11 protein-coding genes are annotated in these 12,398 nt (G+C 63.9%); 6 read left to right on the forward strand and 5 right to left on the reverse strand.

Translation table 11 applies throughout. The features are described from left to right. Positions 1-157: 157 nt before the first annotated feature. A complete protein-coding gene (locus WDM24_RS08815; protein WP_338830888.1) occupies positions 158-1,876 on the forward strand; it encodes a class I poly(R)-hydroxyalkanoic acid synthase in 1,719 nt (572 codons plus the stop codon). Positions 1,877-1,940: 64 nt separating this feature from the next. Here the strand turns inward: WDM24_RS08815 and WDM24_RS08820 are convergent, their stop codons facing one another. The 3 genes from WDM24_RS08820 to WDM24_RS08830 form a co-directional block, all read right to left on the reverse strand. Then, positions 1,941-2,759 (reverse strand): MetQ/NlpA family ABC transporter substrate-binding protein, encoded by an 819-nt coding sequence (locus WDM24_RS08820; RefSeq protein WP_338830889.1) that lies wholly within the window; start codon positions 2,757-2,759, stop codon positions 1,941-1,943. A 78-nt stretch (positions 2,760-2,837) separates the two neighbouring features. After that, entirely contained in the window at positions 2,838-4,178 is a 1,341-nt protein-coding gene (locus WDM24_RS08825; RefSeq protein WP_338830891.1) for an LLM class flavin-dependent oxidoreductase, read from the reverse strand. A 27-nt stretch (positions 4,179-4,205) separates the two neighbouring features. After that, entirely contained in the window at positions 4,206-5,030 is an 825-nt protein-coding gene (locus tag WDM24_RS08830; protein WP_338830892.1) for a class I SAM-dependent methyltransferase, read from the reverse strand. Between the two features lie 398 nt (positions 5,031-5,428). On the opposite strand from WDM24_RS08830, the gene WDM24_RS08835 reads away from it, so the two are divergent. From WDM24_RS08835 to WDM24_RS08855, 5 genes are all read left to right on the forward strand, one after another. Then, on the forward strand, positions 5,429-6,865 hold the full coding sequence (locus WDM24_RS08835; protein WP_338830893.1) for an NAD(P)/FAD-dependent oxidoreductase: 1,437 nt from the start codon (positions 5,429-5,431) through the stop codon (positions 6,863-6,865). A gap of 101 nt (positions 6,866-6,966) precedes the next feature. After that, a complete protein-coding gene (locus WDM24_RS08840) occupies positions 6,967-7,896 on the forward strand; it encodes a TauD/TfdA family dioxygenase (RefSeq protein WP_338830894.1) in 930 nt (309 codons plus the stop codon). 27 nt (positions 7,897-7,923) lie between these two features. Further along, the gene (locus tag WDM24_RS08845) at positions 7,924-8,979 is read left to right on the forward strand and encodes an ABC transporter substrate-binding protein (RefSeq protein ID WP_338830896.1); all 1,056 of its coding nucleotides are present in this window, start codon (positions 7,924-7,926) and stop codon (positions 8,977-8,979) included. Next, positions 8,976-9,842, forward strand: coding sequence for an ABC transporter ATP-binding protein (locus tag WDM24_RS08850; RefSeq protein ID WP_338830897.1), 867 nt, complete (start codon positions 8,976-8,978; stop codon positions 9,840-9,842). Before WDM24_RS08845 ends, WDM24_RS08850 begins: the two co-directional genes overlap by 4 nt. After that, on the forward strand, positions 9,835-10,704 hold the full coding sequence (locus tag WDM24_RS08855) for an ABC transporter permease subunit (protein ID WP_175619822.1): 870 nt from the start codon (positions 9,835-9,837) through the stop codon (positions 10,702-10,704). Before WDM24_RS08850 ends, WDM24_RS08855 begins: the two co-directional genes overlap by 8 nt. A gap of 115 nt (positions 10,705-10,819) precedes the next feature. Here WDM24_RS08855 and epsC read toward each other — a convergent pair whose 3' ends face one another. Next, complete coding sequence (gene epsC, locus WDM24_RS08860; protein ID WP_338832352.1) at positions 10,820-11,761, reverse strand: serine O-acetyltransferase EpsC; 942 nt, start codon at positions 11,759-11,761, stop codon at positions 10,820-10,822. 30 nt (positions 11,762-11,791) lie between these two features. Then, complete coding sequence (locus tag WDM24_RS08865) at positions 11,792-12,364, reverse strand: flavin reductase family protein (RefSeq protein WP_338696847.1); 573 nt, start codon at positions 12,362-12,364, stop codon at positions 11,792-11,794. Between the last annotated feature and the right edge of the window lie 34 nt (positions 12,365-12,398).

Consider the following 12,398-nt stretch of genomic DNA (forward strand, 5'->3'; position numbering starts at 1 on the left):
GCGGTGAGCAATTGCGGCGCCGGGAGCAGCGGAAGTCCGCACCGCGCGGGCGCCCGGATAGATAGCAGGCTCTCGGTGAACGCGAGAGCAAAGGGCGCCGGTAGAAGCTGCCCGAGATCGGAAGCGAACCAGTCAATCTTGGCTAGCGAGGGACGTCATGAATCGACCATTCAACATGCCCGACGAATTTGTCGAGGGTTTCATGAAAGCGGGGGAAAGCCTGTGGCGGTCGCTCGGGTGGGCGACGAACGTCGATCGCGAGGGGGCGAACCTCGGCTCAACCCTGAATTCGTCGGAACGCTTCGCCGAATTGCAGGCGGATCACCTCAGGCGCCTGTACCAGCTCACCGAGCACATCATCAGATCGGCATCCGGGGTGCCGAGCGAAGCGGGCATTGAGCCTGCGCGTGGCGATCGCAGGTTCAACGCCGAGGAATGGCGGGACAACGCGGCCTATAGCGTTTTGAAGCAATGCTATTTGCTGAACGCGCGCTATTGCGTCGACTTCGTCGAAGCGCTCGATCTCGATGAGAAGGAAAAGCATCGCTTGCGCTTCTTCACGCGCCAGCTTGTCGAGGCGATGAGCCCGACCAATTTCATCGCCACCAATCCTGACGTCATCAAGCTTGCGACGGACAGCGAGGGGCAGAGCCTCAAGGCCGGTCTCGACAATTTGATGACCGATCTGGGCAGAGGCAGCCTGACGATCACCGACGAGGAAGCTTTCGAAGTCGGAAAGGACGTCGCCACATCAAGGGGCGCGGTCGTCTTCGAGAACGAGCTGTTTCAGCTCATTCAATATGAACCGGCGACCGCGCAGGTGACGGCGCGTCCGCTGCTGATCGTGCCGCCCTGCATCAACAAGTTCTACATTCTCGACCTCCAGCCGGCCAATTCGTTCGTCCGCTTTGCGGTCGAGCATGGTCTGACTGTTTTCATGGTCTCCTGGCGTAATCCGGATGTCTCATGCGGGCACTTTGCCTGGGACGACTACGTCGAACAGGGCGCCATGCGCGCGATCGAGGTGGCTCGGTCGATCTCCGGTGCCGACAAGGTCAACGTGGTCGGCTGGTGCGTCGGCGGAACCATCCTGTCGTCTGCGCTGGCGATCCTGCGGACGCGGCGTGACGAATCGGTCGCCAGCGCGACATTGCTGACGACGATGCTCGACTTCCGCGAGCCGGGGGACCTCGGCGTGTTCGTGGACGAGGAGGGGGTGCGGCAGCGGGAGCAGACCATCGGCAATGGCGGCATCTACCGCGGCTCGGAGCTCGGCTTTGTATTCCAGACCCTGCGCTCGAAGGAGCTGATCTGGCCGAACGTGATCAACAACTATCTGAAGGGAAAATCGCCTGAGCGTTTCGATCTTCTGTTCTGGAACGCCGACGTGACGAACCTGCCGGGGCCGATGTATTGCTGGTACATCCGGAACATGTACCTGGAGAACAACCTTCGGGAGCCGAACCGCCTGACGATGTGCGGAACGCCAATCGATCTCGGACGGGTCGACCTGCCTGCCTACGTCCTTGCGACCGTTGAGGATCACATCGTGCCTTGGCGATCGGCCTATCGCACCACGGGCCTGTTCAGTGGCAACACCCGCTTTGTGCTGGGCGCGAGCGGGCATATTGCCGGCGTGATCAACCCCGCCTCGAAGAACAAGCGAAGCTATTGGCTGTCGGACGAGCGATGCGACGACCCGGCGGCATGGCTGGCGGGCGCGGCCGAAAAGCCGGGCAGCTGGTGGAACGACTGGATCGCATGGCTCAAGCCGTGGGCTGAAGACCAGGTGCCCGCCCGCCCGCAACTCGGCAGCAATCTCTATCCTCCAGGGGAATCCGCGCCAGGCCGATACGTGAAGGCCAAAGCGAACTGACAGCGATAGCGAGCCGTGTGAGCGCTGCTTCGGATGATTTCCGGCGCTCTGGACGGCTCGGCCATCACCTCAGGTAGTCCGGCAAGGTAAACCCGTCATAGAAGCGGTCGGAGAAGATCGCGGTCTTGAAGGTCTGCGATTTGTAGCCGGCAACGATGTCCTGCGCCCACGCCGCATCCGCATTGGCCTTCTTGACGGCGACCACGTTGATGTAGGGCGTCGTCATCCTTTCCAGCGCGAACGCATTGGTCAGCTTCAATCCGCTGTAGATCGCGAAATTGCCCTGGATCGCGGCGAAGTCGACGTCGTCGAGCGCGCGCGGCGCCTGGGCTGCTTCCAGCGGCACGATCTTGATGCCGCCGGGGTTCTTGATGACGTCGAGCTCGCTGACGTCGACCGGCATTGAGTCGCGGATCTCGACGAGGCCGAGGTCGCGCAGGATCCACAATGCGCGCTGCAGATTGACGGGGTCGTTGGGCACCGCGATCGTCGAGCCCGGCCTGATCGGGGTGCCCGGCAGGTGCTTCTTGGAATAGAGCCCCATCGGCGGCGTCGGCACGTGGACGATTCCGACGAGATCGGTGCTTTGCCGTACGTTATAGGAGTTCAGGAAGATCGTGTGCTGCATCACGTTGGCATCGATCTCGCCCTTGAACACCGCGTTGTTGGCCTCGAGCCCGGTGGAGAACTCGACATATCTGATGCGATAGCCCTTGTTCTGCAGCTCCGGCGCCACGCCGACCTTGAACTCGTCGATATAGGGGCCCGGGACAAAACCGACTTTCAACTCGGGCTTGGCAGGCGTCTCTGCGCGCACGGTGGCACCGATCACGGCGCCAAGAAGCAGGAGGGCGGAAAGCCAGGAGAAGCGCGCAGTCTGCATGGTCGTTATTGCATCCTGATGGGAGCCGTGCGGCAGCACTTGCCGCGGAAGGCCGAACGATTTGGGAATGGGAAGCGTTCAGGCGATCGCCTGAATCGAGCCGGAAAAGACGCTCGGCGGCCGATTCAGGTCGTAATGATCGCGCAATGTCGTGCCGGCGTAGTCGTCGCGGAACAGGCCGCGCTTGCGCAGGATCGGAACGACCTGCTCGGCAAAGACATCGAATCCGCCGTGCAGCCAGGGCGGCATGACGTTGAAGCCGTCGGCGGCGCCGTTCTCGAACCAGGTCTGGATATTGTCGGCGATCTTCTCCGGCGGGCCGGCAATCACCCAGTGTCCGCGCGCGCCGGCGAGGCGCTGGACGAGCTGGCGGATCGTCGGCTTCTCGCGGTCGACGATGTCGACCACGAGCTTGAAGCGGCTGGCCACGCCGCGTGCACCGTTGGTGTCGATCAGATGGCGCGGGAACGGGCCGTCGAGATGGAAACCGGAGAGGTCGAGCCCGATCATCTGGCGCAGCTGGGTCAGCGAATATTCCGGCTGGATTAGCTCATTGAATTCGTCCTGCAGCCGATCCGCCTCGGCTTGCGTGCTGGCGATGAAGGGGCTGATGCCCGGCAGGACCTTGATCTGATCGGGGCTGCGGTCGAAGAGGCGCGCCTGACGCTTGATGTCGGCGTAGAATTCCTGGGCGCTCGCCAGCGTCTGATGCGCGGTGAAGATCGCTTCCGCGAAGCGCGCGGCAAAGGCGCGGCCGTCGTCCGACGAGCCCGCCTGGATGTAGACCGGCCGTCCCTGCGGCGTCCGCGAGATGTTGAGCGGCCCGCGAACCCGAAAATGCTTCCCGACGTGGTCGATCGCGTGGATCTTGTCGGTATCGGCAAAGACCCCGGAGACGGGATCGTTGATCAGCGCATCGTCTTCCCAGCTGTCCCAGAGACGGGTGATGACGTCGAGATATTCCCGCGCCCGCTCATAGCGTTCGTGATGCGGCGGATGCTCCGGCAGGCCGAAATTCTGCGCCGCCTGCGCCGTGCTTGTCGTCACGATGTTCCAGCCGGCGCGGCCGCCGCTGAGATGATCGAGCGAGGCGAACAGGCGGGCGAGGTTATAAGGTTCGCTGTAGGTCGTCGACGCGGTTGCGATCAGGCCGATCCGCTTGGTGGCGACCGCGATTGCGGCGAGCCAGGTGATCGGCTCGAAGCGGAAGCGCTGCGCGTAGCGGACATTGTCGGCCAGGGCCGGTCCGTCGGCAAAGAAGATCGCGTCGAACTTGTGCGCTTCGGCCTTCTGCGCCAGCTCCTGATAAAAGGTGACGTCGAGGATGCGGTCCGCGGCGGAGCCCTTGTAGCGCCACGCCGCCTCGTGATGGCCGCCCGGATAGATGAAGAGATTGAGAGAAAGCCGTCGATCGCTCATGCCTGAAACTCGGGAATGTTGGTGGTGTCAGTTGCCGGCCGGCGCCTTGCGCGCAAACGCGAAACGCAAATAACGCTCCAGGATCAGCCCCTCCGGCGTTCTCTTGGTTTCGACCAGGCGGGCAAATGCGCTGCGGACCTGTTCACGTTCGGCCGGCGAGAATGCCTCCAGAAAGTTGCCGAAGGCGCTCGCTTCCGACCAGCGGAGCAGCGAATTTGCATCTGCATGGACGTCGGTCAGCGCGCGCAACTCGCTGCGGTAATCGGTGAAGCCGCCGGCGACAAACAGCGGCCTGAGCTCGCCATCGGTCAGGCCCAGCACCGGGTTGGAATCCTGGCGATGATCGGCGAGCCCTGCCTCGGCGATGGCCTGGTGCAGCAGTACGCGGGACTGATGCGGACGCGACGGGTCCTGCACGTTCAGCCCAAGCCGGCCCCCCGGCTTCAGCACCCGGTGGATCTCCCGCAAGGCGCCGCTCTTGTCGGCGATCCAATGGAACACGCTGTTGAGATAGACCGCATCGAACTGGCGGTCATCGAAGCGCGAGAGGTCCTCGGCCCGGCCGGTCTGGAATTGCAGATTGTCCGACTGGCGAAGCCGCGCGATCTCGATGCGGCCGGCGAGCGGATCGATGCCGATCACCTGACCGTTCGGTCCGACGAGACCTGCCACGAATTCGGCGAGGCGGCCGGTGCCGGTCCCGATGTCGAGGACATGCTCGCCGGATTTGATCGCCAACGGTCCGATCAGGAATTTGCCGTGACGGAACTGGACCAGCCCGGCTTCATCGTAGGAACGAGCCAGCTCCGGAGTATCGTGGTCGAGGCTGATGGCGCCACTCGTTTGCGGCATGTCCGATGATCCATGATTGCGGCGCTGCGCGCGCTTCGGCGTGCGAGCTGGACTTTGACTCTACGTCGGTGATCGCAAGCCTGTCGATGAAATGAACTTGCTTTGTTGCGTGGGAAGCAAGCATGAACCTTGTGAGTTGATCGGCGATGTTAGACGGGTGCAGCCGTCCCGACGAAATCAGCAGGCGATTAGCGCTGATCTCGCGCGTGAGACGGCGCAGTCTTGCGGTTTTTGCGCGCAGCCGGAGCAAGCAAGGCGACGATCGCCGCAAATATTTCAACGGCTGCGTCGACCGCGAAGCGATCGTTGCGCGCCGTCGAAAACAAAGCTGGTTTCGTTTCATTGACTGGCGATCGTTCGCTTTTACGATTTACAGCGTCAAAGCGAGGCCGATCAACATGCCGCAATCCGATCCCGACAGCGTTGCCCGCGAAGCCCTGCGCCTGATCGGACCCGATCCGCAAAACTGGGTGCCCGATCGCGACGGGATTGATCACAATGCGGTCGTCGTCGGCGGCGGACAATCCGGCTCGGCATTTGCGTTTGCACTGCGGCGGGCCGGGATCGGCAAGGTCTCCGTGATCGATGCCGCGGCCGACGGCAGTGCGTCGGGCGTCTGGCTGACGAGTGCGCGGATGCACAAGCTGCGCACGCCCAAGAGCTTGCCGGGCCCTGAGCTTGGTCTGCCCGGTCTCGGATTCCAGGCCTGGTACGAGGCGCGCTACGGCGCAGCCGCGTATGACGCGCTCGATCGCATTCTGCGGCTCGACTGGGCCGCCTATCTCGACTGGTATCGCAAGGTCACCGGCGTCGGCGTTCGTTACGGGACGCGGCTGGTTCGCATCGAGCCCGCGGGAGATCATCTGCGACTGCATCTCGCGCAGGGCGATCGCACGACAGTCGAAACCACGCGAAAGCTTGTGCTCGCGACCGGCTTTGCCGGCAGTGGTGGCGCCCTTGTTCCAGACGTGCTGCGCAATCTGCCGAAGCAATTTCATGCGCATACCTCGGAGAAGATCGACTTCAGGACCCTGCGGGGTCGGTCGGTCGCGGTGGTCGGAAGCGCCGCGTCGGCATTTGATGCCGCCGCCGTCGCGCTCGAAGCCGGCGCGCGCGACGTCCATCTCTATGCGCGGCGCGAAACACTGGCTTCGCTCCCGGTGATCCGGATTCGGGGCTATCCGGGTGCCTACGACAATTACGGAGCTCTGCCGGATGCGGTGCGCTGGCAACAGGCGATCCGCTTCCGTCGCGCCGGCTCGACGCCGCCACCGGATGCGATCTCGCGCGCCGTCGCGTTTCCCAATTTTCATCTCCATTTGGGCGCGCCATGGCAGGCGGTGAGGCTCGAAGGCGGGCGTGCCGTCGCGGTGACGCCGCAGGGTGAATTTGCGTTCGACTTTGCCATCGCCGGCACCGGATATTCGGTGGACCTCGGCGCGCAGACCGAGCTCCGCGACTTCGCGGACGAGATCCTGCTGTGGCGTGACCGGTTCGCTCCGCGTGACGATGATCGAGACGAGACGCTGGCGGCGTATCCCTATCTGGGATCGGGGCATGAATATCTGGAGCGGCGGCCCGGCCGTGCGCCCTTCCTGAAAAATATTCACGTCTTCAACCCGGCCGCCTTCGTCAGCTACGGCCTGCCGGTCGGCGATGTCCCGAGCTTCAGGCGCGACATTCCCGCCGTTGTGGCACGGATCAGCCGCGATCTGTTTCTGGACGATCTGCCGGCGCACGAGGCGCGCATCAACGGATCGATCGCCGATGATTTCGGCGCCGAGCTTTATGCGCCGGCGGTGTGGCGGCCACCGGAGTACGTGGCGGCCGAGTAGGGCATAGCAGCACAGTACTGAATTTGTTTGTCTCCGCCGTCGCTCCCGCGCGGCGCATGGCGGAGCCTTGTCTGGGAGATCGCGGTGGTGAGAGCACGATCATGAGCAATGCGACGACCATTGACAACGTCATTCCCCGCGCGGACATCGTCAAGCGCGCGGCGAGGCTTGGAGCGGAGATCAGGAACGTCAGGCTGTCGGGCGATCTGTCCGACGAGGTCATCCGCGCCGTCAACCAGGTGCTGCTCGAGCACAAGGTGATCTTCTTCCGCGGCCAGGGGCATCTCGACGATGCCGAGCAGGAGCGCTTTGCGGTGCGGCTCGGCAGGCTCGTGCCGCATCCGACGGTCGGGGCCATCAAGGGGACGTCGTCGATCCTCGAGCTGGATTCCGGCCGCGGCGGCGGCCGCGCCGACCAATGGCACACCGACGTGACCTTCGTCGACGCCTATCCGAAAATCTCGGTGCTGCGCGGGGTGGTGATCCCGCCCTATGGCGGCGACACCGTCTGGTCGAATACGGCGGCCGCCTATCTCGACCTGCCGGCACCGCTGCAACGGCTCGCCGACGAGCTGTGGGCGGTTCATAGCAACGCCTATGATTACGCCGTCAAGGCCCGTGCGAGCGAAGCCGACCGCAAGCATTTCGACGAAGTGTTCACCGGCACGGTCTACGAGACCGAGCACCCCGTGGTGCGCGTCCACCCCGAGACCGGCGAGCGGACGCTGGTGCTGGGCAATTTCGTCCAGCGTTTCGTCGGCCTGCCGAAATATGACGGCCAGAAGCTGTTCGACCTGTTCCAGTCGCACATCACGGCGCCCGAGAACACCGTGCGCTGGAGCTGGCAGGCCGGCGACGTCGCGATCTGGGACAACCGCGCCACCCAGCACTATGCGGTCAATGATTACGGCGATCAGCACCGCGTGGTGCGCCGTGCCACGATCGACGGCGAAGTGCCGGTGTCGATCGACGGCCGCCGGAGTGTGACGCGCATCAAGGCACCGAAGCAGCAGGCCGCGAAGGCGGCTTGATCTCTTTCGATTGAGGGAGTTGCGAACATGAATGCATTGATCCGAATTCTTCGCGCCCGGCGTTTCGCCGCGCGCGCGGCCGCGCGGCTCATCCTTGCCGGTGCCGTGGCGCTGGGGCTGGCGGCTTCGGCTTTCGCCGAGCCGCCGCTCGAAAAGACCGAGATCCGCTACCAGGGTTGGGCCGGCCAGGTGACGTTCACGGAGCTGGCCGAAGACCTCGGCTATCTCGCGCCGCTGAAGCTCAAATGGGTCGGCAACACGATCAGCGGGCCGCAGGACATCCAGACCGTCGTCACCGGCGACATCGACATCGGTGGTGCATTCTATGGCGCGATTCTCAAGCTGATCGCGGCGCGGGCGCCGATCAAGGCCGTGGTCGGTTACTACGGCTCCGATGCCAACACCTATCAGGGCTACTTCGTCAAGGAAGACAGCCCGATCAGGGCGGCGCGCGACCTGATCGGCAAGAAGGTTGCGGTCAACACGCTGGGCGCGCATCTGGAATTCGTGCTGCGCGAATATCTGGCCCGCAACGGCCTCAGCGCCGGCGAGGCCAAGCAGGTGACGCTGGTGGCGATCCCGCCGGTCAGCAGCGAGCAGGCCTTGCGGCAAGGTCAGGTCGAAGTCAGCGTGCTCAGCGGCGTGCTGCGCGACAAGGCATTGGAGCGTGGCGGCATCCGCTCGCTGTTCGCCGATACCGACCTGTTCGGCCAGTTCACCGGCGGCGCCTATGTCCTGCGCGACAAGTTCATCAAGGACAATCCCAACACGGCCCGCAAGCTGGTGGAAGGGATTTCGCGGGCGATCCAGTGGGCGCAGACGACGCCGCCAGAAGAGGTGCGGGCCCGGTTCGAGAAGATCATCGCGGAGCGCAAGCGCAACGAAGATGCATCCTCGATCAAGTACTGGAAGAGCACCGGGGTCGCGTCCAAGGGCGGCCCGATTTCGGATGGTGAGATCCAGGTGTGGATCGACTGGCTGGTCAAGGACGGGCTGTTCAAGCCGGGGCAGGTCAAGGCGTCCGATACCTACACCAACGAGTTCAACTATTTCCGTCCCGGCAAGACCGCGGAGGCACGATGAGCTCGGTCAAGATCCGCTTCGAGCAGGTCCGCAAGGAGTTTGTGACGCGAGGCGAAGGCGTCCGGCCCTCCGGTCGCTTCACCGCGCTGGAGGACATCACGCTGGATGTTCGTGCGGGTGAATTCCTCGCGCTGGTGGGTCCGAGCGGCTGTGGCAAATCCACATTGCTCGACCTTCTGGGCGGGCTCACCGCGCCGACCAGCGGCCGTATCCTGCTCGATGGCCGGCCGATCGCCGGACCTGCACGCGATCGCGGCATCGTGTTCCAGCAATACGCGCTGTTTCCGTGGCGAACTGCGGCGCAGAACGTCGAGTTCGGGCTCGACATCGCAGGCCTCAAGGCCAGGCAGCGGCGCGAGATTGCGGAGCATTTCCTCGACCTGGTCGGCTTGTCCGGCTTTGCCGACCGCTATCCGCACGAGCTTTCCGGCGGCATGAAGCAGCGTGTCGCAATTGCGCGAAGCCTCGCCTATGACCCGGAGGTGCTGCTGATGGACGAGCCGTTCGCCGCGCTCGACGCGCAGACGCGCGAGACGCTGCAGGGTGAATTGCTGCGGATCTGGCGCGCCACCGGCAAGACCATCGTCTTCATCACCCATGGCATCGACGAGGCCGTCGTGCTCGGCCAAAGGGTGGCGGTGATGACGTCGCGCCCGGGGCGGATCAAACAGGTGGTCGATATCCCCGAGCGCTTGCGCAGCGAATCCGAGGATGTGCGGTCGCTGCCGGAGTTCGGTCGCGTGAGGCACGAGGTCTGGAGCCTGCTTCGCGAGGAAGTGCGGAAGGCCCAGCAGGGCCAGTTGGCGGATGGTGCCGGCGCACGCCGTGCGGGCCCTGAAGCTGCGGAGGTTGCTCATGTCTAGTCTCGAAATGCTGACGTTGCTGGAACTGGCGCATGGGCGGCGCGAGCAGGCGGTGGAAGGCCGACTCCCGCCGATCACGAGTCGGTTGCGCGCAGGCATCCGCGGTCTGGCGGCGCGCGGGCGACGTTCGTTGTTACTGATTGTCCTGCTCGCCGCCTGGGAGGCCGCGCCGCGGCTTGGGCTGATCGATCCGGTGTTCCTGCCGCCGTTCTCGGAGGTGATCGCGGCCGGCTGGCAGCTCGCGCAAACCGGCGAACTCTATGACGATGTTTCTGCCAGCCTGCTGCGCGCCCTGAGCGGATTTCTGATCTCGGTTGCCTTGATCGTACCGCTTGGCCTTGTCGTTGGCTGGTACGCCCGGCTCGGCGATCTCCTGAACCAGTTCATCGAGATTTGCCGCAACACCGCGCCGCTGGCGCTGTTGCCGGTGTTCATTCTGCTGCTCGGGATCGGTGAGCTGTCGAAGGTCACGATGGTGATCTACAGCTGCGCCTGGCCGTTGTTGCTCAACACCATCGCCGCGGTGAAGCAGGTTGACCCCTTGCTCATCAAATCGGCGCGGACCATGGGAGCGACCCCGCAGCAACTGTTCCGCAAGGTGATCCTGCCGGCCGCGCTTCCCACGATCTTCGTCGGCATTCGCCTGGCCAGCGCATCGGCCATGCTGGTGCTGGTGGCTTCCGAAATGGTCGGGGCCAAGGCCGGTCTCGGCTATCTCATCATCAACAGCCAGTACAGCTTCCTGATCCCGCAGATGTATTTCGGCATTCTCGGAATCACCGTGATCGGCCTGGCGTTCAATGCCGTCCTCGAGGCGATCGAACGGCACTTCATGCGCTGGAAGGCGCCGGTGTCAGCCTGAGACAAGGAACGTCTAGAGCATTTTCGGTTCTGATTGAATCAGAACCGAAGCTCTAGATTCTTGTTTTGACGCGTTTTCTTCACGCGAACCGGTGTCCACTTCGCTCGAAAACGCTCTAGCCAGACGCCGGCGTGTTGCGCGCCGTGGCCTGGGTCACCACGCTGTTCGGCGGAACATCCCTGGTCAGCCAGACGTTGCCGCCGATGGTCGAGCCGCGGCCGATCGTGATCCTGCCAAGGATCGTCGCGCCGGCGTAGATCACGACATCGTCTTCGACGATTGGATGGCGTGCGTCGCCCTTGATTACATGTCCCTCGTCGTCGGTCGGGAAGTGCCGCGCGCCGAGCGTGACCGCCTGATAGACACGGACGTTGTTGCCGATGATGGCAGTCTCCCCGATCACGACGCCGGTGCCGTGATCGATGAAGAAGCCCGAGCCGATCTGGGCGCCGGGATGAATGTCGATGCCGGTCCGGGTTTGTGCGATCTCCGACATCAGGCGGGCCACCAGCCGTGCGCCGACCTGGTAGAGGAGATGGGCAAGGCGATGGTGAATGATGGCGGTCATCCCGGGATAGCCAATCAGGATCTCGGGAAAATTCCGCGCCGCCGGGTCTCCAACAAATGCCGCCCGCAGATCGTTGATCAGAAGTCCGCGGACCGACGGCAGCTGCGTAGCGAACGCCCGCGTCAGCTCGATCGCCTCTTCGTGCACAAAGCCCGGCTCCAGCTCGTCGCCAACGAACAATGCGCCGCGATGAATCTGCGCGCTGAGGGAATCCAGTGCCGTGCTTAGCGTGTTGCCGACGAAATAGTCGATGTTCTCGCCGTCGAGGTCAGATTGGCCGTAGTGTCGCGGGAATAGCGCCTCGGTGAGGCCGTCGAGGATCGCCTCCAGCGCGTCGCGAGAAGGGGCACGATGCGCCTCGCCGTCCCGCCGGATACTATGGTTCTCCTCGCGGGACGTGCGCAACTCGGCCACGATCCGGTCCAGCTGCCAGCGGCCCGGTACTCTGCTGACCGCGCCGGCCGATGCCGGAGGCGACGGTGGCGGCATTTCGCGTTTCATGCTTTGCCTTTCCCTGTCCTAACGGACATGTGCCAGGGGAATGCTGACCTCGGCCAGGAGATCGAGATCGGCTTCGTGATCGATCTGCACATATTGCCCATTCCAATAGGTAAGGCCGGACGGGCGATGCGATAGTTCCATGCTGGAGAGGCGACCCACGATGATGCCGTGCGAATGCCGCTCGATGATCTCCTCGACCTGGCATTCGACCATGGCCAGCGAGTGTTGCAGCAGCGGGACGCCGGAAGGGCCATATGTCCAGGCCGTTCCCTCGAAGCGCTGCTTGCCTTTCAGGATGCCGTCGCTGAAACGCTCCGCCAGCGCCTGCTGGTCGGAGCCGAGGATATTGACGCCAAACAGCCGATGACGTGCGATCGGGGCAAAGCACGAGGCCTGCCGGTTGATGCTGACCAGCAGCCGTGGCGGAGCGGCGCTGAGCGACGTCAGCGAGGTGACGGTCATCCCGGTGATGTCGTCGCCTTGCCCCGCGGTGATGATGGCAACTCCGCCGGCCAGGCGGCGCATCACCAGCCGAAACTGCTGCTCGATCTCATGGTCGGCATCGACCAAATGGAGGTCCGGCTTGCTCATCGAGTCTCTCCCCTCTCTTCGCTTCGCCGGATCG

Origin of the sequence: Bradyrhizobium sp. 27S5 (assembly GCF_037217225.1) — a bacterium.
GTDB classification, from domain to species: Bacteria; Pseudomonadota; Alphaproteobacteria; order Rhizobiales; family Xanthobacteraceae; genus Bradyrhizobium; species Bradyrhizobium septentrionale.